20 protein-coding genes are annotated in these 20,525 nt (G+C 40.5%); 3 read left to right on the top strand and 17 right to left on the bottom strand.

The annotated features are described in order from the left end of the window. Positions 1-204 precede the first annotated feature (204 nt). The 11 genes from JOC94_RS05665 to JOC94_RS05615 form a co-directional block, all read right to left on the bottom strand. Entirely contained in the window at positions 205-1,593 is a 1,389-nt protein-coding gene (locus JOC94_RS05665; RefSeq protein WP_077111619.1) for a murein hydrolase activator EnvC family protein, read from the bottom strand. 89 nt (positions 1,594-1,682) lie between these two features. Then, positions 1,683-2,567 (bottom strand): permease-like cell division protein FtsX, encoded by an 885-nt coding sequence (gene ftsX / locus JOC94_RS05660; RefSeq protein WP_077111620.1) that lies wholly within the window; start codon positions 2,565-2,567, stop codon positions 1,683-1,685. Then, complete coding sequence (gene ftsE / locus JOC94_RS05655) at positions 2,557-3,243, bottom strand: cell division ATP-binding protein FtsE (protein WP_077111621.1); 687 nt, start codon at positions 3,241-3,243, stop codon at positions 2,557-2,559. Before ftsE ends, ftsX begins: the two co-directional genes overlap by 11 nt. Positions 3,244-3,603: 360 nt before the next feature. Beyond that, positions 3,604-3,930 carry a cytochrome c551 gene (gene cccB / locus JOC94_RS05650; protein ID WP_077111622.1) on the bottom strand — a complete coding sequence of 109 codons (327 nt, stop codon included), beginning with the start codon at positions 3,928-3,930 and terminating at the stop codon, positions 3,604-3,606. A gap of 88 nt (positions 3,931-4,018) precedes the next feature. Beyond that, positions 4,019-5,117, bottom strand: a protein-coding gene (gene prfB / locus JOC94_RS05645) for a peptide chain release factor 2 (protein WP_139345631.1) whose coding sequence is annotated in 2 segments (ribosomal slippage) — positions 4,019-5,044 and positions 5,046-5,117 — 1,098 coding nt in all. Because the reading frame shifts where the segments join, the coding sequence is not laid out codon by codon here. 33 nt (positions 5,118-5,150) lie between these two features. Then, a complete protein-coding gene (secA, locus tag JOC94_RS05640) occupies positions 5,151-7,664 on the bottom strand; it encodes a preprotein translocase subunit SecA (protein WP_077111623.1) in 2,514 nt (837 codons plus the stop codon). Positions 7,665-8,316: 652 nt separating this feature from the next. Continuing rightward, complete coding sequence (gene hpf / locus JOC94_RS05635; protein ID WP_077111624.1) at positions 8,317-8,865, bottom strand: ribosome hibernation-promoting factor, HPF/YfiA family; 549 nt, start codon at positions 8,863-8,865, stop codon at positions 8,317-8,319. 108 nt (positions 8,866-8,973) lie between these two features. Further along, positions 8,974-9,324: a hypothetical protein gene (locus tag JOC94_RS05630; protein WP_077111625.1), complete on the bottom strand. Its 351-nt coding sequence runs from the start codon at positions 9,322-9,324 to the stop codon at positions 8,974-8,976. Further along, positions 9,321-9,728, bottom strand: coding sequence for a flagellar export chaperone FliS (fliS, locus tag JOC94_RS05625; protein WP_077111626.1), 408 nt, complete (start codon positions 9,726-9,728; stop codon positions 9,321-9,323). Before fliS ends, JOC94_RS05630 begins: the two co-directional genes overlap by 4 nt. Before the next feature lie 28 nt (positions 9,729-9,756). Next, entirely contained in the window at positions 9,757-11,745 is a 1,989-nt protein-coding gene (gene fliD, locus JOC94_RS05620; RefSeq protein ID WP_077111627.1) for a flagellar filament capping protein FliD, read from the bottom strand. Positions 11,746-11,767: 22 nt separating this feature from the next. After that, positions 11,768-12,118 (bottom strand): flagellar protein FlaG, encoded by a 351-nt coding sequence (locus JOC94_RS05615; protein WP_077111628.1) that lies wholly within the window; start codon positions 12,116-12,118, stop codon positions 11,768-11,770. 209 nt (positions 12,119-12,327) lie between these two features. Between JOC94_RS05615 and JOC94_RS05610 the strand changes: the two genes are divergently transcribed. The 3 genes from JOC94_RS05610 (at position 12,328) to JOC94_RS23150 (ending at position 13,814) form a co-directional block, all read left to right on the top strand. Beyond that, complete coding sequence (locus JOC94_RS05610) at positions 12,328-12,504, top strand: hypothetical protein (protein WP_171973892.1); 177 nt, start codon at positions 12,328-12,330, stop codon at positions 12,502-12,504. Positions 12,505-12,676: 172 nt separating this feature from the next. Then, positions 12,677-13,294, top strand: coding sequence for a Dph6-related ATP pyrophosphatase (locus tag JOC94_RS05605; RefSeq protein ID WP_077111630.1), 618 nt, complete (start codon positions 12,677-12,679; stop codon positions 13,292-13,294). Between the two features lie 391 nt (positions 13,295-13,685). Next, a complete protein-coding gene (locus JOC94_RS23150; RefSeq protein ID WP_268920952.1) occupies positions 13,686-13,814 on the top strand; it encodes a hypothetical protein in 129 nt (42 codons plus the stop codon). Between the two features lie 169 nt (positions 13,815-13,983). Here the strand turns inward: JOC94_RS23150 and JOC94_RS05600 are convergent, their stop codons facing one another. From JOC94_RS05600 to JOC94_RS05575, 6 genes are read right to left on the bottom strand one after another with little or no spacing between them, the layout of a single operon-like run. Next, the gene (locus JOC94_RS05600) at positions 13,984-14,670 is read right to left on the bottom strand and encodes an acylneuraminate cytidylyltransferase family protein (protein WP_077111631.1); all 687 of its coding nucleotides are present in this window, start codon (positions 14,668-14,670) and stop codon (positions 13,984-13,986) included. Between the two features lie 11 nt (positions 14,671-14,681). Further along, the gene (neuC, locus tag JOC94_RS05595; protein ID WP_077111632.1) at positions 14,682-15,827 is read right to left on the bottom strand and encodes a UDP-N-acetylglucosamine 2-epimerase; all 1,146 of its coding nucleotides are present in this window, start codon (positions 15,825-15,827) and stop codon (positions 14,682-14,684) included. Positions 15,828-15,830: 3 nt separating this feature from the next. Continuing rightward, positions 15,831-16,871 carry an N-acetylneuraminate synthase family protein gene (locus tag JOC94_RS05590; RefSeq protein ID WP_077111633.1) on the bottom strand — a complete coding sequence of 347 codons (1,041 nt, stop codon included), beginning with the start codon at positions 16,869-16,871 and terminating at the stop codon, positions 15,831-15,833. A gap of 15 nt (positions 16,872-16,886) precedes the next feature. Next, positions 16,887-18,029 carry a polysaccharide pyruvyl transferase family protein gene (locus tag JOC94_RS05585; RefSeq protein ID WP_205178859.1) on the bottom strand — a complete coding sequence of 381 codons (1,143 nt, stop codon included), beginning with the start codon at positions 18,027-18,029 and terminating at the stop codon, positions 16,887-16,889. Further along, on the bottom strand, positions 18,019-19,890 hold the full coding sequence (locus JOC94_RS05580) for a motility associated factor glycosyltransferase family protein (protein WP_077111636.1): 1,872 nt from the start codon (positions 19,888-19,890) through the stop codon (positions 18,019-18,021). Before JOC94_RS05580 ends, JOC94_RS05585 begins: the two co-directional genes overlap by 11 nt. Further along, positions 19,877-20,479, bottom strand: coding sequence for a hypothetical protein (locus tag JOC94_RS05575; protein WP_077111637.1), 603 nt, complete (start codon positions 20,477-20,479; stop codon positions 19,877-19,879). Before JOC94_RS05575 ends, JOC94_RS05580 begins: the two co-directional genes overlap by 14 nt. Between the last annotated feature and the right edge of the window lie 46 nt (positions 20,480-20,525).

Below are 20,525 nucleotides of genomic sequence, written 5' to 3'. Positions count from 1 at the left end.
CTTTATACGCGGGTATTTTGCTTTATACGCGGGTATTTTGCTTTATACGCGGGTATTTTGCTTTATACGCGGGTATTTTGCTTTATACGCGGGTATTTTGCTTTATACGCGGGTAGGCGATGCTCCACGCACGCAAAATGCGCGCGGGAGCATCGCCTAAACCAGAAAGCGCCGCATCCCGGCGGATGTGGCGCTTTTCCTTTATTAGTTAATATATTGTCTAGGGTTTACTGCATTTGATTTTGCTCCGTTCCAGCCGCCTACATGGATTTCAAAATGCAAATGTTGTCCGAAAGATTGTCCGGTATTGCCCATAGATCCGATGACCTGGCCTTTTTTGACCGCTTGGCCACTGCCTACTGTACGACTGCCCTTTCTCATATGGGCATATACCGTAGTATAAGTTTGTCCATTTATTCGGTGTGTGATATAAATAACTTCGCCGTAACTGCTGGAGAATTCGGATCGAATGACGATTCCATCAGCTGCCGCCACAATTGGCACTGTTCCACCCGCTGCGATGTCAAGCCCGTAATGGAATCCGCCACTGCGTGGCCCGTATCCGGATGAAAAACTACCGGCGGCAGGTCTTGTGAACATTCCTGAAGATACAGGCGGTGCACCTACGCTGGGACCAGAGTTGCTTGGAGGTGAATACTGCTTTTTGGGAGCAGCCGGTGCACCCTTGCTTCCTCCGGCGGAAGGACGGCTTTGTGGAGCCTGTTGAGATTGTTGGGCTTGTTCCGCTTGTTTAGCCGCAGCAGCTGCCGCAGCCGCTTCTGCTGCCTCACGCTCTTTTCTTTCTTGCTCTATTCTCGCATTTTCCGCCTTGATCGCTTCTTGGATCGCGGCATTTTGCGCGCTGAGGATTCTCTCTTCTTCTTCCAAAGAGAGCTTTTCAGTCTCGGCATGTTGTTTCTCGGCTTCGAGCTGTTTTACCGCTTCAGCCTTCTGGGCTTTTTGTGAATCCAAGCCCGCTTTTAGCTCTTCGAGTTCCTTTAGCATGTTGTTAAGATCGGCAAGCTTCTGTTCCACTTTTATTTTATTTTCTTCGAGCTTATCTTTATCGCGTTGTTGCTCCTCCATGATTTCCCTATCGGCACTTACAATAGTGGATACCGCCGAGAAGCGGTCAATAAAGTCTCCGAAGCTTTCAGATCCTAAAAACACGTCAATATAATTGACTGAGCCGCCATTTTGTTGAATGTTCCGGGCTCTTTCTTTTAAAAGCTCGTCCCGCTTTTCGATTTTTAATTTTAATTCTTCAATTTCTGCTTTGAGCTTTTCAATTTCTGCTTTCGTGTCAGCAATTTGCTTTTCTTTTTGTCCAATTTTATCGTTCGTTGCGGTGATATCGCGCTCGAGCTTTTCCACCTGCAACTCAAGCCCGCTTTTTTCGCTTTCAAGCTTGTTTATTTGGTTGTTCTTTTTTTCTATGGATTCATTAACATTGGACCGCTTGTTGACAATTTCATTTTGTTCATTTTGCAAATCTGATAGTTTTGAAGCCGAAGCATCCCCTATGTAAGCAAATGAACTCCCAAACCCGATTATTCCTGCCAATGTATAAGTTACAATTGAACGCTGTTTCAACAAAAAGTTCCCCTTTCTCCCAAGCACTGTTTCTCTATTGATGAAGTGGTTTTAATCTTGTTCACGAGGGTATCGTATCTATGAATACTTTATACTTTCAAAAAGCGTCTGACTGATATGAAACTGCCCCAACCCCCAATAATGACTCCTATTAATAGAATAATCGCGCTTACTTGAAATACGAACGGGCTATAGTCAAGCGGCTTGATCACTGAACTCGGAATGCGTGCCGCAAGAAAATCGTATGCGTAATAATATCCCGATGTAACAGCAATAATTGGGATAATTGCCCCGATAAAACCAAGCCACATCCCTTCCAGCAAAAATGGCCATCTGATAAACCAGTTTGTAGCGCCGACGAGTTTCATAATCTCAATCTCCCGGCGTCTTGCAAAAATGGTAATTTTGATCGTGTTGGAAATTAAGAACATAGCCGTAAACAACAAGCCAATAATTAAAACAAGCCCGACATTTCTGCTTGTCTTCAACGTGTTGAACAGCTTTTCAACTTTCTTTTCACCATAAACAGCTGAATTGACGAATTCAAACGTGCCGATTTCTTTAGCGACTGCCGGAGTGTCTGTCGGTTTTTTCGTTTTGACGATAAACACGTCATGCAATGGGTTTTCCTGTTCGTATAATTCCCAGTCTTTTCCCATTGTCTTGATTAAGTGGGTCAATTCATCTTCTTTTGAAGAAAAGGTGACAGACTCTACCTTATCCAGGCTCTCTATCTTTTGCTTCAACTTTTCTTGATCTTCTTTTTTCGCTGTTAATTCGATATGCGTCCGGATTTCAACATCATTCTCAATGTCTGTCGCAAATTTGTTCATGTTCATCATGATCACAAAAAAAACACCGACCAAGAGCAATGTAACAGTTACGGCACTAGCGGAAGCAAAGGTCATCCAGCCATTACGGCGCAGACTTTTGAAGCTTTCACCAAGATGGCGCCGGAATGTTCTAGCTTTCATACCCATATTCCCCCTGCTGTTCATCACGAACAACTCTTCCATTTTCAATGGCAATCACGCGATGTTTCATCGTATTGACGATTTCACGGTTATGAGTTGCCATTATGACCGTTGTTCCTTGAGTATTAATTTCATCTAACAAACTCATAATTTCCCAAGATGTTTCTGGATCCAAGTTTCCTGTTGGTTCATCGGCAATCACAACTTTAGGCTTATTCACAATCGATCTTGCAATAGATACACGCTGCTGTTCCCCACCGGAAAGCTCAGATGGGAGCATGCGTACTTTATGTTTCAACCCTACAAGCGCCAACACTTCCATGACTCTCTTTTTTATGTCTTTCGGATGGTGTTCGATCACTTCCAGGGCAAAAGCAACATTCTCAAATACTGTCAATGTAGGCAGAAGTTTAAAGTCTTGGAAAACAACCCCAACATTCCGCCGCAAATGCGGAATTTCTCTATTTTTTAAGCTCGATAGGTTAACTCCGTTTACTATTATTTTACCAGTAGTCGGTTTTTCCTCACGGTAAATCATTTTGATAAAGGTTGTTTTACCTGCTCCGCTAGGACCAACCACAAATACAAATTCGCCTTGATTGATCAGAATGTTCAAGCCATTGGCTGCCATAATTCCGTTGGGATATTTCTTTGTCACATCTTGCATTTCTATCATAACTAATCACCTTGCTCCCCATTCTGCAACAATGGTGTACTACGCACTAAGCAACAGATTAAGGGTTTGCCCCTTTCAATTTCTGCAATTTATGTACGACAAGCGGGTTTAAAAAACACGTCAAATAATATCGAAATTTAACCCCAAACCCATTATAACATCCGTAAATTATAAGTTAAGATATATTTATATTACATTTATGTTTCAAACTGTCATATTCTGTAACACGAGACATAATCTGAAATACCTATTTTTTCCATAATTTTATTAAAAATCAAGAAGATTTCTTCGGGACTTTTAGCCCACTCCAAAAAAGAACAAGCTGCAAAAAAATGCAGCTTGTCATTTCGTTTATGTTTGTTATTTTTTCTCCGCTAACCAAGTTGCTACTTTGTCAGCATCATCACCAGAAATAATGTTTGGCGGCATTCCTGCTGCCCCATTTTCAATTGTTTTAAGGATATCATCTTTACTTAACCGTGAGCCAACATCAGCTAATTTAGGGCCGCTAACTCCCTCCAAATTTTCTCCATGACAGCTGGCACAATTTTGCGCATAGATTTTTTCTGCACCCGCGGATGTTGTTTCACCGCCGTCTTTTTTGTCGTTGTCTCCGCCTCCGCCACATGCGGCCAGACCTACTACAAGGCCGGCTCCCGCGATGAAAGCCATCATTTTCCTCTTCAAGATCACACATCTCCTTTATCAAAATGGTGCTCCTTTAGTATACCAATAAATGATTTTTTTTAAACTTAAAAGCCCTCATAATTAATGTTTACAGGCGGGATCTTAAATATCCGTTAATAAAAATGTCAATATCTCCGTCTGTCACCGCCTGCACGTTTCCCACTTCAATATTTGTGCGATGGTCTTTTACCATGGAATAGGGATGGAACACATATGAACGGATTTGACTTCCCCAGCCAATTTCTTTTTGTTCCCCGCGAATGTCAGCCATTTCTTTTTCCTTTTGTTCAATTTCTCGCTGGTATAACTTTGCTTTTAACATTTTCATGGCTTTTTCGCGGTTTTTGATTTGTGAACGCTCATTTTGGCATGTGACTACAGTTCCCGTTGGCAGGTGAGTAATCCGGACGGCGGAATCTGTTGTGTTGACATGTTGGCCGCCGGCTCCACTTGACCGGTACGTATCGATTTTAAGATCCTCGGATTTGATTTCAATTTCAATATCATCGGTAAATTCGGGCATCACTTCACATGATACGAACGAAGTGTGCCTTCTTCCGGAAGAATCGAAAGGTGAAATGCGGACAAGCCGATGGACTCCTTTTTCCGCCTTTAAATAGCCGTAAGCATTATGGCCTTTTATTAAAAGTGTAACACTTTTAATGCCAGCCTCATCCCCAGGCAAGTAATCAAGTGTTTCCACCTTGAACCCGTGCTTTTCCGCCCAACGGGTATACATGCGAAGCAGGATTGAGCCCCAGTCCTGGGACTCTGTTCCTCCCGCACCTGGATGCAGTTCCAGTATTGCGTTATTTTTATCATACGGTTCGCTTAAAAGGAGTTGCAATTCATAGTTGTCGAGCTTGGAAATCAACCCTTTCACATCGTTCTCAAGTTCCGTTTCAAGCTCGGCGTCTCCTTCCTCTTTAACAAGCTCATAAGTAATTTCCAAATCCTCTTGGCTTTCCTGCAGCTCTTTAAATTCCCCGACGAGATCCTTTAAAGCATTCATTTCATTAATAACAGCTTGCGCTGCCGATTGGTCGTCCCAAAAATCCGGAGCAGCCATCTTCTCTTCCAACTCGGCAATTCTTGCTTCTTTTGCCTCTAAGTCAAAGAGACCCCCTAAAATCAGCGAGTCTCTTCGCTGTATTTTCCAACTCGGATCGAACTTCAAATAGCTCCATCTTTTACACCTCTGCTATATCTTGGATTGTTTGTTATGCCAGTCTGCCGTGACAATGTTTGTATTTTTTGCCTGATCCGCATGGACAAGGGGCGTTACGCCCAACACTTTCTTTCCGGCGGACCGGCTTTCTTTTCGCTTTTCCACCGTCTTCCTTCGGGTTGACCGCCTGGCCTTTTGCCACTTCTTCACGCTGTAAATTGCTGCGGATTTCAGCTTTCATTATATATTTTGCAACATCTTCCTCGATTGATACGATCATGTTTTCAAACATTTGGAAGCCTTCGTTTTGATATTCGCGAAGCGGATCAATTTGTCCATATGCCCGCAAATGGATTCCTTGGCGCAGTTGATCCATCGCGTCGATATGGTCGATCCATTTCGTGTCAACTGAACGGAGAAGAATGACCTTTTCAAACTCCCGCATCTGTTCGGGCGTAAGTGTCTCTTCTTTTTCATCATAACGCGCCTTGACTTTTTCAATAATCAAGTCCACCATTTCCTCAGGTTCCTTGCCCCTTAAGTCAGTAGCGGTTATGTCACCTTCTGGTAAAAGGTTGGCGGAAACATAGTCGACAATACCTTCCAAGTTCCATTGTTCTTCTTCTTCGTGTTGCGGCGTATTAGCTTCAACGGCACGCTTTACGACCGATTGAATCATATTTTCCACAATTTCACGAAGATCCTCTGCTTCCATTACTTCATTCCGCTGTTTATAAATGATTTCCCGCTGCTGGCGAAGGACATCATCGTATTGCAGTAGTTGTTTACGGGCATCAAAGTTATTCCCTTCTACCCGTTTTTGTGCCGATTCTACCGCCCTTGTCACCATTTTGCTCTGGATCGGTTCGGAATCGTCCATGCCAAGCCTTTCCATCATATTTTTCAAATTATCGGATCCGAAGCGGCGCATCAATTCATCTTCCATGGAAAGATAAAACTGTGTAACACCAGGATCTCCCTGACGTCCCGAACGCCCGCGGAGCTGGTTGTCAATCCGACGTGATTCGTGGCGTTCAGTACCGATAACAGCAAGGCCGCCTACTTCAAGCACGCCCTCGCCCAGCTTAATATCGGTACCCCGTCCAGCCATGTTGGTCGCAATCGTAACGGCTCCTTTTTGGCCGGCCTGGGTAATAATTTCGGCTTCGCGTTCATGATTTTTCGCATTCAAGACATTATGGGGGATTCCTTTTTTCTTTAATAGCGAACTAATCAGTTCGGATGTTTCAATTGCAACTGTACCAACCAGGACAGGCTGCCCCTTCTGATGACGTTCCGCTATATCTTCTACAACCGCGCGGAATTTGCCTTGCATCGATGCATAAATCAGGTCGGGCCGATCGTCCCGAATGATGGGTTTATTCGTGGGAATGGCCACAACACGCATATTGTAAATATTGCGGAATTCTTCTTCTTCCGTTTTGGCCGTACCAGTCATACCTGCAAGCTTGTCATACATTCTAAAATAGTTCTGGAATGTGATCGTGGCCATTGTCATCGATTCATTTTGAATATCGACGCCTTCTTTTGCTTCAATTGCTTGATGCAACCCATCACTGAAGCGGCGCCCTTTCATGAGTCGCCCCGTAAATTGGTCAACGATGACAATTTCTCCGTCCTGCACGACGTAATCAATATCCCTATGCATGCTTACATGTGCTTTTAACGCCTGGTTAATATGGTGGTTTAACGTAACATGGGATATATCGAACAAATTGTCGATATGAAAAGCGCGTTCCGCTTTATTAATACCTTCTTCCGTCAACTGGACGCCTTTTGTCTTCTCATCATACGTATAATCAATGTCTTTTTTAAGCGTATTGACAAAGGCATTTGCCTGTAAATATAATTGCGTTGATTTCTTGGCTTGCCCTGAAATAATGAGAGGTGTTCTCGCTTCATCAATCAAAATAGAGTCGACCTCGTCAATGACGGCAAAATGAAGAGATCTCTGCACGCGGTCTTCCGGGTACAACACCATATTGTCGCGCAAATAATCGAAGCCAAATTCGTTGTTTGTACCGTACGTAATATCCGCCGCATACGCTTCTTTTTTCTCGGCCTTCGACATGCTGTTCAGGTTGAGTCCGACCGTCAAACCGAGAAACTCATACAACTGCCCCATTTCCTCAGCGTCCCTGCTGGCCAAATATTCATTCACCGTCACGACATGAACGCCTTTACCAGTCAAGGCATTTAAATAAACGGGCATCGTTGCAGTCAGTGTTTTACCTTCCCCCGTCTTCATCTCGGCAATATTGCCTTCATGAAGGGTGACACCACCCATCAATTGAACGGGATAAGGATACAGTCCAAGGACACGGCGGGCACCTTCGCGAACCACCGCGAATGCTTCCACGAGCAAGGAATCGAGTGATTCACGGCTTAAATAGCGTGATTTAAATTCCTCTGTTTTTGCCCGGAGCTCATCGTCAGATTTTTTCTCCATCTCGGAACCGAGCCTTTTAATTTCAGTTGCTATTTTATCAAGCCGCCGTAATTCACGCGTATTTGAATCAAACAGTTTTGCTAAAAAAGCTGCCATACATAACTCTCCCTTGTTTAAAAATACGGGCGAAAAATCTATATACACTAAAATGAATTATATACTCACTTCATTCATTTATCATACCATTAACGACCATTTGCTGACAATAAGGCCGTGTGTGAACCTTCATTAACTGTAAATAACAAATCATTTTTTCTTTATAGTAAAACCTATTTTCTTCGTCACGTGAAGTGAATGGAACTTTTCTTGTCTCAATAATACTTATTTTAGAGCTAATTTATAAAGACCATATTCCAGCAGCGTTTAACCGCTTCACATGCGAAACCGTTGACTCTTAGTATCATACACAACTTCTGTATTGCCATCCTAATTTGTTTAGCAAGACCGCTGGCTCATTCGTTTTGCCTGATGAGATTTGTATTGCTCAGACTAAATAAAGGTTTGCCTGATGAGGTTCGTATTGCTCAGACTAAATAAAGGTTTGCCTGATGAGGTTCGTATTGCTCAGACTAAATAAAGGTTTGCCTCGAGCTTCCTTCAGATTCCGCGTCGCCATGGACATCCTTGCGTTAGACTAACCACTACTTCTGCCCTTCACGGCCAGGGACTTGCACCCTATAGACTGCGCCCATGGTGGGCGAACCAAAAGAGCACGCAACCAAAAAGGCGCGTGCTCTCTTTATCTACATCAGTTTGTTTCGATTAAACCATATTTTCCGTCTTTCCGTCGATAAACAATATTTGTTCCGTTTGTTTCCGCATCCGTATAGATGAAAAAGTTGTGCCCAAGCATGTTCATTTGAAGAACCGCTTCTTCGCTGTCCATCGGTTTTAAATCAAAACGTTTTGTACGAACAATTTGTAACTCGTCTTCTTCCTCTGAAGAAGCACCATTAATACCTGTTGCGAACAATTGCTCAATATTGCCCTTTTCACGGAACTTGCGATTTACTTTTGTTTTATGTTTCCGAATTTGGCGTTCGAGCTTATCGACAATTAAGTCGATGGCGGCATACATGTCATCATTTACTTCTTCTGCCCTCAACACCAATTGTGGAAGGGGAATCGTTATTTCAACTTTTGATTTTTTATCAGCGTTTACTTTTAAATTAACATGTACATTCGCTTCAGGAGTTTCAATAAAATATCTCTCTAGTTTGCCTACCTTCTTTTCTACGTGGTCTCGAATCGCCTCAGTAACCTGGATGTTTTCTCCACGAATCTGGTACTTAAGCATAAAAACTCCTCCTTTAAAGGCTATATGTATATACTTCTATATCATATCCCTTATTCCTGCCTTAGACCGCCAAAAATTTTGTCGAATTTATGAGTAATAAGGTAACAATTATAGACGTTTATCATAAAAAGCCCCGTCAAGCTGGCTCGCGGACCCGTAAGGATTGGCATATCGCGATGCAGAAGTTTTTTTCAATTCTAGCTCATTTAATTCCCGTAGAATATGACTATTGACACTCTCCAATAAAAATGACAACTCGTTGTTAAGATCGACCAGCTTCTTTCCGGCTATTAAGTCTTCTTCGGAAAAAGGAGGTTTTATTTGCGGCAGCAGATTCTCACGCCTGGTAAGCGTCTCTTCAATTTTATGTATCAAGCGATCACGCTCTGTGGAATTGGGATGACGGAGAATCACCAACAATTCCTCAGTAAGACGAAGGCATTCCTGGACAGCACTCATGGCATGGTCCTTTTTGATGGAGAGTGCTGTTGCTTTCTGTTAATTTGAAGGGCTTCTTTCCAGACATCGCGAAATTCCGTTATGATATCTTCTGCTTCTTTTAATAATTCCAAATCTTGATGAATATTTGCTTCAAGCAAGCGCCTGTTCACATATTCATACAATGGCATCATCTCTTTTGCCAGGCCGATTTCCATATTTAACGTAGCCATCAGTTCAGCTATAATGTTTTGCGCTTTTTGAATATTTCTGTTGCGGTCCTCAATCTGATTTTCCGTAATTGCAATTTTCGCAAGGCCGATAAATTTCAAGCAGCCGTTATACAACATTAGCGTCAACTCTCCGGGAGGTGCCGTCGTGACAGAATTCGTCTGATACGTCTCATACGGATTCCTGCTCGCCATTTTTTCTCCCTCCATTCCTCATCATTCATCACATTCCAAATTGCTGCATTAAGTACATCGCCTGATTGTTCGACTGCAGAATTGATCTTTCCATTGCCGAAAATTGTCGCCACAACCTGTCTTCTACCATCTTAAGTCGCTTTTCAAACCTATCGATGTTTTTATCAACTTCAATCAGCTCCTTGCCGATTGCAAATTGCTTATTCATTGAAGTCGCCCTGCCGGCTTTCGTCTGGATTCTTTTGATTGTTTGATCGACGGTATCATATAACTTGTTGACGATTCCCTTGTCGGAATCAGATGTTCCCGGACCGCGGAACAAGTTTTCTACAGCTTCCGGATCCTTCTCCACCGCTTCCTTTAATTTCGCTTCGTTAATTTCAAGCTTTCCGCCATCGCGATAATTGAATGTTGTTGTAATGCCAATCGCCGTCAATTGCTTGAAAGTCCCATTCGTTTCTACTGAACTATACATATCGAGGCGCATTTGGGAAAGAGCAGCGGTTAAGGTTGGGTCGCTCTTCAAGAGACCGCTTCTTGCCATTTCCTCCCACTTTTCCTGTTGCTTTTCCGTGAGCTTATCTCGCTCTTCATCGTCGGTTAGCGGCGTATATTTTCGATAACGCTCTTCGGTTAATTTATCGTTTATCTTGCCAATTAATTCATTATATTCATTGACAAAGCTTTTGATTGTTTCAACTACTGTATTCGTATCATTTGAAACCGCAACAGAAACGGGGTCTGTAAATGTCTGCTTTAAAGTAAACGTGACTCCGTTCATCGAAAAAGTGTTGGATTGGCGTTCTGTTGTTAAGCCGTTGACGGTAAATACTGCATTTTGTCCGCGTGATTCCGTCGTTCCTGAAAATTTCAAAACATCCGTGAGAAATTGGCCGGACAAGATGATTCCATCTCCGCCATTGTTGAAATCTCCGGTTTCTTTTCTCGTTAATGTCATTTGATCCTTAAATGAATCATAGAACATCGTAACCCCTGCTGAAGACTCATTTACCTTTTTTATGACGCCATTCATTGATTCATTTCCAGCAAAAAATATCCGTTCTTCCACTTTCCCTGTTGCTTGATGGGACCCAATCGTAAAACTTGAATAATTTTGTTTGAATGTGGCTGTTAGCTCTGATCCTTCAGCAAGCGGATCGTTAAACTGGATTTCGCCCGACAGCACATGAACTTTGCCAATACCTCCAAGGTCGGCAAACCCTGCATCATCGACGGAAGCCGGATCCATTGTATAAGCCGTACCATCAATCGTGACCGTAAGCTCCGAAATCGCTCCTTTTCCCAATCTCCAATTGGATTGTTCGGCACTCGCCGTATGGGAGATCGTTTTTTCGGCAATGGCATAGTCAACTCTTACACTACTGCCTTTTGGCAAGCTTTCTCCAAATGAAAGCGTTCCTGCACCGACATCATATAAAACCTGTCCTTTTTCGGGAACTCCAGATGTCACTACTTCATAAACTTTTCCGTTCACTTTCACGTTTAGCTCATTATTGCTAATCGAAGCGCCATTTAATTCCAAGTCAATCGGTGTATTTCCATCTGGTGCCTTTAAGTACTTCGTTTCTACAACACCCTGGTTCCATGTCAAGTCCGGAAGAACCGTTTGAGACTGGCTCCATAAGTTTTGGGTTAGATCTATTTTTTCTCCATCAGGTGTTATTTTGTTTCCGATTCTATAGGCCGCTTTTGCCAATTGACTGACACTCTCAATTGAATAGGAAGCCTTTGCCGCTCCACTCGCTACAGTTGCCGTCACTTTTGCTTCATCTGATGTCGATACCGTTCTTGCCTGGTAATTGCTTGAAAATTGAAGATCTGTTAAACGTTTACGAAATCCAAGCATTAACGTATTGATCGAACGAAAATCATCACGCTGCCATTCTAAAATTTGCTTTTTCTGTTTTAACTTATCTAGTGGCATCCGGTTGACCTTCATCAAGTCATTTACCATCTTATCGATGTCCATACCACTTACCAAACCGCTGACTCTCATTTGAAACCACTTCCTTTTCCCTTTAAAGTTTCGTGTCTACAATAAGCCCCAAAGAGCTTGCTATGGACGCAAACATGTCCAGCAGCTTTTTTGGGGGGATTTCTCTTATCACTTCATCTGTTTCCTGATTGACAATTTTCACATAAAACTGATTGAGTTGCTCATGAAGCTCATATTTCAAATATGTTTGCGTTGACTGCTCTAACAGATCATTCGCGTAAGACATCGCTTTTTCCAGACGGGCTTTTGACTCGATCTTAGAAGTTTTAGAAGATTGTTCTCCCCTTTGCATGGACTCCGTAACAATCTTTTGCCGGGAAAAGGCAACAATCATTTCGTCCGCTGCAAGCCGTCCTTCAACCGATCCAACCATCGACCTCTCTCCTTCGGCAAAAAATATCATCCTTATAAACAATATCGGCAACAAATTCAAATATTTAATAATGCTTTATTACTAATCCAAACATGGTTCGTGAGAAATGCCTATTTTGGTTTCCTGCCCTGTTTATAGATGCCTTTTCATGTGCTGAATGCATATGATGGGGTGAACATTACAAATTACATGAAAGAGGAGGATCCCAAGTGAATCACTATTATCATCCAGAAGGGTATGGCCACTATAGCCATTATGGAGCGTATCCGCAGCAAGACGAAAGACTTTGGTTCGGAAGGCCTTTCTTCAGGCCGTTTGGCTTTGGACCATTTTTTGGCCCGTTTGGCTTTGGCTTTGGCTATCCGTTCTTTCCATTTTGGTGGTAGAAGTAATATCAAAGGAAGGGTTGTCCAAAAAGTCGTTTTTTCGACTTTTGGCTTCCCTCTCTGATTATTTATTAAAAAAAATGAATTTTAGGCGGCCCCTTCGACAATTTATCCACTTATTTCCCAGGAAATTCACATTGTTTAGTATAATGAAGGGAAGGAGGGATGACTTATGAGCCAGAGAGTTGCTCTATCATGGAGTGGGGGAAAAGATAGTTGCATGGCACTACACAAGCTTGTGGAAGGAGACAAAAAAGTTGCATGCCTTGTCACGACAGTACCTCAAGAAACAGGAAGGACATTTGCCCACGATGAGGAAATCGGCAAAATGAAAGCTCAAGCGGAAGCACTCGACATTCCCATTGAATTCATCCATTGCTCATACGATACATATAATGAGGATTTTTTAAAACATTTGCTTGATCTTAAAACAAAATATGAATTAAATGCCATTGCCTTTGGCGACATGTATTTGGAAGGCCATCGAGAATGGGGAGAAAAATTAGCCACAGCTGCCGGCATTCAAGCCCTATATCCATTGTGGATGGAAGAATCCATGATGCTGGATGCGCTAAATCAATTTATCAAGCTTGGTTATAAGGCCGAAGTGATTAAAGTGAGAGGCGATATGTTACCACAGGATTGGGTCGGCCGCATACTGGACAAACGATTTATTGAAGAAATTAGCAAAAAAGCGGATATTTGCCCGATGGGGGAGTCCGGCGAGTATCATACTTTTGTTTTTGATGGGCCGTTGTTCAAGGAAAGAGTAAATACCAAAGGCCTTTAGGAGTACCATATTGAAAAAAGATTCGCTTTAAAAAAGGTTGATCAAGTTCAAAAGACTATCAAAGATTCTTAGCGAGAAGTCAACTTACATAAGTGGATCGGACCAATGTAAGAATGAGTCAACAGGAAGAAAATGGCTAATCCGGATGGGAAGTTCGAACAATAAATGTTTATGATTGAGAACATCGAGTGCCCAAACCGAAAGCATTTACGAAAATGGAAAGAAGATGGATGAGATTGATAACGACTTCAGGAAACAAATAATAAGTAGTTACGGGCCGTGTCTCGCAATAAATTCCACTATGAAAAAGCCCGCAAAATTTTTTTGTTTGACTTTCCGGCAAATGGGAAAAGTAAAAGAAACCAATCCCTTGTCAGGAGAGTGAAAATCAATGAAAAAAGGTAAAACCATGCTCACCACTTTAGCTCTTGGAGCTGCATATCTCTTGAAAAATGAAAAGTCACGAAATAAAATAATGGCCCAGCTCAAAAATCTGGGCATGAAAAAATCAAAACGATAACAGGATAAACAGGCGTGGATGGCTTCCCCGCCTGTTTTTACTTTTCCCCTGCAATTCTTCATCATAATCCAGTTCCAACCCATCTGTACATCTTGCCGAGTGACCACTTTTCTTTGTGCAAATGGGTGTTTTTTGATCAACCCAATCATATGGAGAGTCAGAGTTATATCTAAACCAATGTTAATAACGTCTTTATATCATCCATATCATCAATATCCAGATCATATTTTTTATCCATGAAAAACGGATATGAATTATCATTCAGACTCACATTTTCATGAAAAGATGCATCTATTTTATTGATATATATGGCGCCATTTACTTTGTAATAGGGAATAAATTCCTGACGCCTAACTGTGCTATTTTGAGGAAGGAGCCTCTGTAATGTACCTTTTTCATCGACCGAACGAATTAAAAGAGGATGATCTTTCACAACAGAAACACTAACCAGGTCTGACTGTTTTTTCTCTATTGCTTGTTCAATTGCATGATCAATATGCCAGTATTTTCGTAACGGTTGCGTAGGCTGCAACAGGACAATATAATCAAATCGCTCATTATTTTTTGCAAGTTGATTTACAGCATGAAGAAGTACATCAATTGTTTTAGAATCATCTGCTGCTAAATGTCCCGGCCTTAAAAAAGGTACTTCCGCGCCGTTTTGTTGTGCAACATCGGCAATCTCCTGACAATCTGTTGAAACGACGATTTTATCTACATATCGAGATCGCAATGCCTCATCAATGGTGTAACTAATTAGCGGCTTTCCTTTAATATTAAATAAATTCTTCTTTGGAATCCCCTTACTTCCGCCTCGAGCTGGAATAACTGCCAAAAACGTATTGTCTTTATACATGCGCCTCACCCTCAAAATTGCGAATTAAATGGTATAAACTTCTTTTGAATATCCATATCCCAAATGGAATCGTTATGTAAAAAGTTGATGAATTCTTTTGAACTGTTTCCATTTCCGTATAAAGATAATCCGCTACATCTGAAGTGATCTACCTGGTCGATTGCCTTCAAGATTTCAGCCTTCGATTCATTTACGTGTTGTACATTACTAACTTTTAATTTATCATATCGCCCTTTCTGCCTTGTGCCTATATCGATGGTCGGAACGCCGTACACACAAGTTTCCCTTACACCCGCGCTAGAGTTCCCAATCATAAATGTGGCGTTTTGAAGCAAAACTAAAAATGCTTCAAAGCGAATCGAAGGGAAACATCGGAATCGGTTATTTCCCTCAAGTATTTTTAATGCATCAAAAATAATATCGCTTCCTGGATCGTTATTTGGATAAACGACGATATAATTTTTTCCCGAATCTATTAATGAGTTCACAACCTCCATAATGTTGCGTTTTAAGTGATGTATTTCCGTCGTAACTGGGTGATACATAAATATGCCGTATTCCTCAAATTCAATATCATAATGTTGTTTTACAAATTGTAAATCAGGCAGCTGTTTTGAAAACATAATATCCATGTCCGGAGACCCAATGACAAAAATCGAACTTTCCTTTTCACCAAGTTGAATAACGCAATTTTTCGCCTCCTCATTTGCCACCAAATGAAAATGCGAAAATTTTGTAATCGCATGTCTAATCGATTCATCAATGGTACCTGAGATTTCTCCACCTTCAATATGGGCTACTTTAATATTATTCAGGGCTCCAACAATGGCCCCGGCTAAAGCCTCTACCCTATCCCCATGTACAACAATCAAGTCGGGCTTGAATTCTGCAACATAATTACTAAAACCAACAATCGTATTGCTTAAAGTGATATCCATACTCTCATTAATCCGCGTGTTAACAAATTTATGGATATTCTTAAATCCATCTTTTTCTAACTCAGAGTATGTTGAACCATATTTTGATAACATATGCATTCCCGTTACAAAAATATGAAGCTCAAACTGATTGCACTTTTGTATTTCTCTCATCAAAGATTTTAGCTTTCCATAATCGGCCCTAGTACCCGTGATAAATACAATATTTTTTTTCTTCATATTTTATTTCACCATATTCCATGCTAATTGTACATCTGCGGGAATATCTGTCGCAGCCGTTTTACCCATTACTTGATGAAAGTCGACAGCTTTCATTTCACCGGTACCGGGCCTTTTCACCCAAATATTATCCTTAGTCAGTCTCTCACCTTTACGAATCGGTTTAATTGAAACAACACATGCATAAGCAAAATTGATCGTTGCCTGTTCTTCCGGCATGATCTCTTTCTTGCCTCCCATTGCTTGCCATATTGCTTCTGTTCCTTTCATTAACTCTTTCAACTCTGAAGGATCGATAGATATGGGAATATCTGGACCAGGCCATGTTTTATCTGAAGTAAAATGCTTTTCCAAAATACTTGCACCACAAGAAACTGCTCCGAAACACGTATAATTTCCTATCGAATGATCACTTAATCCCAGTACTGCATTTGGAAAATTGATTTGTAAATCTCTGATGGCACCTAATTGTACTTTTTCATAGGGAGTAGGGTACATAGATACACAGTGTAATAGTGCATACGGTACCCTTTTTCTTTCTAAAATCTCAACAGCTTTACTAATAGATTCAATATCGTTCATGCCCGTGCTTAAAATCATTGGCTTGCCAAAAGAAGCTACATGATCAATTAATGGATAATTATTGCATTCTCCTGACCCGATCTTATAAGCATCTACGCCTATTGATTCCAGGCGATCGGCAGCAGCACGGGAAAAGGGGGTGCTTAAAAAGATCATTTTTTTGTTTTCTACATAGTTTTTTAATTCCTTTTCTTCTTCAAATGACAATGCACATCTTGACATAATGTCAAAAATCGATTCCTTGGCATTACCCGGAATCACTTGTCGAGCCGCCGGAATCATTTCATCTTCAATAACGTGTGATTGAAATTTAACGATTTCCGCTCCTGCATCATATGCATCATCAATCATTTTAATCGCTTTATTTAGATCACCTTCATGATTAATACCAATTTCAGGTATTACAAGAGGTGGAAATTCTGGCCCAACTTTTCTTGAAGCAATACGAATAACATTAAACATTTTAACCCCCAACATTTACAAATGTTTTTTGATCCAAGTCTTTAGATGTCTGTATATGTTCTCTTTTTCCTCTTTTATTTCTTGCATTTTTTGTAAATAATTTTTCCTTAACATAACTGTAAAATCATCATCGTGTATAAGACGATCCACATTATTCTCCAAAGTGGCCGTAAAGTTCCCATGATTTATATCTGTTTTTCTATCTGGCATCCCAATCTCATCATACAGATATCCGTGTTTTGGATAACTGATCAATCCCAATGTCGGAATCCCTAATGAGATCGCACACACATTTGCATGGAAACGCATGCCGAAAATAAACTTACAATCTTGATAGTATTTGAAGGTGTCTAACTCTCTTCCCTGGATAATGGGCGTAATGGAAACCCTCGTTCGGACATATTCATTTTTCAGTAACTTCAGTAAGTCTAATATGGCGTTATAGTCACTTTGAATATGTGGAAATAAGTATATATTGTTATCTGTTTCCAATAATAATCTATTTATCTGTCTACTCATTATTTCAAGAAAGCGTTCATAGCCGATATGTTGATATCTGATGTCAGACATGTCTAAAGCTATATTAAATCCTATGTTATGACGATTAAGCGGTTGAAAGGCATTCATATAATCTGTTTCATGAAGAAAAAAGCCATGATCGGGAACTTTATGAATCAAATCAGCAAATTCCTTGAAGTATTTCTGAATAACTTTCAAAGATCCGTCATTCCTGACAGTGAAAAATACATTGTCTTTTTCAAACAAGCCGTTCAAGAACGTCTTAAACTTCAGTATGTTGGATGGAGTGATCCCTTTATTATCATCGACGCCTATGCCATTAATCAAAATTGGTATTTGGATTGATTGCAACACTTCAGGGCTAATATCGATTGTCGTGCCCGTAGCGGAATAATCCCAACAAAGCTCAAAAAAATTACCGCCACCAATGATAAATAAATCAAATTGATTTACGTAATTGGCAAATTCCATGTCGAACTTTTGTTCATTCCATCTTTTATAAAACTTCCTGATTTCAAGCTTTTTTACGGTGATCTCTTCTGAGAATAATTGCTTAAATTGATGGTAAAACCCTTCATGGTTTGCTACATCTCCAATGTTCCCCGAAAAACTCGCTACATGAATGATGTTAATAGTCATTTTGTTCACTCTCAAAAATTGTATTATTTTTTAACTCATAGAAGTACGGCTTTACATATTGTACGTGCGCCACACATTCTTCCAAAAACGCCCGATACGATTCCACAACTTGATTCCCTTTTTTGTATAGGTTTTTTTCAAAGCGAATTTCTTTATTTGATTCCTCTAAAAGCTTGTGCTGTACTCTTACCATCGGCTCAATGAAATATTTGTAAAAAGGATTTTCTTTTAGTTTTTTTATTTCTTTGTCAAGTTTTATAAAATTGGTTTCCATATTGGCTACATGAAGCTTCTCTACAGAATCAGCGATATTTTTTACAACTGTTAAAGCCCTTTCCATAATGGGTTCCATCTTGCCAAGCGCTATTTCCAGTTTAACCAATTGCTTATAAGCATACATTTGATTGTAATGATTATTCGCTTTATACCATTGCGGCGACACACTTTTTTTCTTCCGCAGATGATGCTCTATCACCTCAGTAAGAGGCAAAAAAGTTGTTCCTTCTATAACGGCTCCACCCTTTGTTGTATTCAACACTTCTACGTTGGGACTCATGCTGATATATAGCTCAAGCTGCTGACGCATTTGATTGAAACTACTGTCCGTATAAATATCATTTCCATAAACATCTTTCACTGTTATTAAATGTTGTTCCTCTTCCGGAGAGATTTCTTTCGGAATATGGTTATAATGTATACCCTTTGCAAACCGCAATCTATTATGAAAAGCCAGATTTTGTCCAACAAGTATGATCTGCTTAAAGCCAAGAAGAGCAAGTAATTGAAACGTCACCACGGCAATGGAAGGTGCGTCTTGAACAATAGAGATTTTTTTATAGGATCCCAGTAAAAATGGCGAAACCGGGTCCTGGCTTGTAATCATATGAAGCATGGGGCCCGGATAGTTTTCCAATGTCTCAAACCCAACAGAGCTCCCATAAATTAGGGGGATTTCCTCTATTCCCCTATCTTTAATAATGCGTATGACATTTTGATTTCTTTCTTTAGGATCATACGTACAGGCGGCATCGGGATAAATTCCGTGTTCAATTAACGCATTGATCGCTGATCCCACCGAAAATATATAAGCCAATCCGTTTTCCTTAATGAATTTCAGATGCTCAAACTCTTCAGAGAGTGAAGGTCCTGCAGCCACAATGATGGCCGGTTTCCCCTCAAAAGCCTTTTGATCAATGTCATGCAATATATTAGGTGTTTTTAAGACATATGGGAAATTTTTAATTGCGTTGATCGTCCAACGTTTTTGGAAGGCTGCAGCCGTAGCCAGGATATTTTTTTGATCTTTTAAGCCTTCTTTGAACGTCTCAAATAATAGTTTCGTTTCTTGTGGGTATAGAGTGAGATAGACGGGTAACGTGAAAAAAAAGATGCGCTTCCCGTGAATGTTAATAAATTTCTGGACTTCTTGTTTCATTTCACTTTCTTCAGAAGCAAAAAAGATCGCTTGGATTTGACTTGAGAACTTCGTAATATCTTGGACCGTTAAAAAATGATACAAGACTTCCAAATCAGGTTCAAAAATCGTTATTTTTTTATCCGGATAAACTTTCGCAAATTGTTCAATATGGTAACCAAGCCCGGTTCCCACAAAAAAGACATGATCATATGCCTCCATATTCTTCTGTTGTTGCATAATTCGCTTTGACTCGTTGACAGGATCATATTTGCTATGAATGTATTGGAACTTTCCACCTTTATTTATTTTGAGTGTAGGATTTTCTTTTTTTGACGGCTCGATAACAACCCGTTTTTCATCTAAGCGGCTTTCCATTTCATTTAGCTGCTGTAATAAATGGCGGTTTCTCAATCTTAAATAATTGCGATTATTAATTAAGATCATGACGATAGCCCTCTGTATCAATTGTATGTTGAATCTCTGCGCCAAGCGTTGTAAAGTATGGCAGGATCTCATAGTTGATAATATCAGCTATTAAAACGTGATCTTTATTTTCCAAAGCTTCTTTCAGATTTTTCAATTCCTCTTCTACCGCAATACTCGCCTTTAAATAATTCATCCAGTTTTCAGGCTTTTGGGAGAAGGAGTCAATCGTTTGAATCATATGGGTTAACCACTGCAACCCTTCCAGAAGCTGGCCAAATTTATTCCAGCCTTCATGATTAGGATGGTTGTAAAAATGATCCGCGAGTGCTTCAATTTCTGGAATGGCTCTTTTCGTATAATCCTCCGCGGTCAATAAAAGATCGTTCACAAACTCTTGTACGGTCCTTGCAATGATTTCAAGCTCGTTAATGTCATTTAAATGTTGTTCCAGAAATTGCTCTGGTTCTTCATAAATCTCTACTCCATCAACTACGAGATGGCTAAAAAAGTATTGATCAGCCAAAAGACTATTAATTTTTTCTTTAACAAACTCCAAGGATAATTCATTATTTAATTGAATGGTCTCACCTTTAAACAATAACTTCATAGAGTAACTTGCCTCCATCATTTGGTTTACTGCTTTCTCACTACTT

Origin of the sequence: Siminovitchia thermophila (genome assembly GCF_016909185.1) — a bacterium.
In the GTDB taxonomy this organism is placed as follows: Bacteria; Bacillota; Bacilli; order Bacillales; family Bacillaceae_C; genus Siminovitchia; species Siminovitchia thermophila.
This window is presented reverse-complemented; position numbering and strand designations above follow the sequence as displayed.

What these genes read in the sequence shown, in the direction of transcription:
- JOC94_RS05585 (WP_205178859.1), bottom strand. Translation starts at nt 18,029, where the DNA reads ATGACTATTAACATCATTCATGTAGCGAGTTTTTCGGGGAACATTGGA.
- fliD (WP_077111627.1), bottom strand. Translation starts at nt 11,745, where the DNA reads ATGAGAGTCAGCGGTTTGGTAAGTGGTATGGACATCGATAAGATGGTA.
- JOC94_RS05575 (WP_077111637.1), bottom strand. Translation starts at nt 20,479, where the DNA reads ATGAAGTTATTGTTTAAAGGTGAGACCATTCAATTAAATAATGAATTA.
- secA (WP_077111623.1), bottom strand. Translation starts at nt 7,664, where the DNA reads ATGGCAGCTTTTTTAGCAAAACTGTTTGATTCAAATACGCGTGAATTA.
- JOC94_RS05605 (WP_077111630.1), top strand. Translation starts at nt 12,677, where the DNA reads ATGAGCCAGAGAGTTGCTCTATCATGGAGTGGGGGAAAAGATAGTTGC.
- JOC94_RS05630 (WP_077111625.1), bottom strand. Translation starts at nt 9,324, where the DNA reads ATGAGTGCTGTCCAGGAATGCCTTCGTCTTACTGAGGAATTGTTGGTG.
- JOC94_RS05590 (WP_077111633.1), bottom strand. Translation starts at nt 16,871, where the DNA reads ATGTTTAATGTTATTCGTATTGCTTCAAGAAAAGTTGGGCCAGAATTT.
- JOC94_RS05580 (WP_077111636.1), bottom strand. Translation starts at nt 19,890, where the DNA reads ATGATCTTAATTAATAATCGCAATTATTTAAGATTGAGAAACCGCCAT.
- JOC94_RS05615 (WP_077111628.1), bottom strand. Translation starts at nt 12,118, where the DNA reads ATGGTTGGATCGGTTGAAGGACGGCTTGCAGCGGACGAAATGATTGTT.
- hpf (WP_077111624.1), bottom strand. Translation starts at nt 8,865, where the DNA reads ATGCTTAAGTACCAGATTCGTGGAGAAAACATCCAGGTTACTGAGGCG.
- ftsX (WP_077111620.1), bottom strand. Translation starts at nt 2,567, where the DNA reads ATGAAAGCTAGAACATTCCGGCGCCATCTTGGTGAAAGCTTCAAAAGT.
- JOC94_RS23150 (WP_268920952.1), top strand. Translation starts at nt 13,686, where the DNA reads ATGAAAAAAGGTAAAACCATGCTCACCACTTTAGCTCTTGGAGCTGCA.
- ftsE (WP_077111621.1), bottom strand. Translation starts at nt 3,243, where the DNA reads ATGATAGAAATGCAAGATGTGACAAAGAAATATCCCAACGGAATTATG.
- fliS (WP_077111626.1), bottom strand. Translation starts at nt 9,728, where the DNA reads ATGGCGAGCAGGAATCCGTATGAGACGTATCAGACGAATTCTGTCACG.
- JOC94_RS05600 (WP_077111631.1), bottom strand. Translation starts at nt 14,670, where the DNA reads ATGTATAAAGACAATACGTTTTTGGCAGTTATTCCAGCTCGAGGCGGA.
- neuC (WP_077111632.1), bottom strand. Translation starts at nt 15,827, where the DNA reads ATGAAGAAAAAAAATATTGTATTTATCACGGGTACTAGGGCCGATTAT.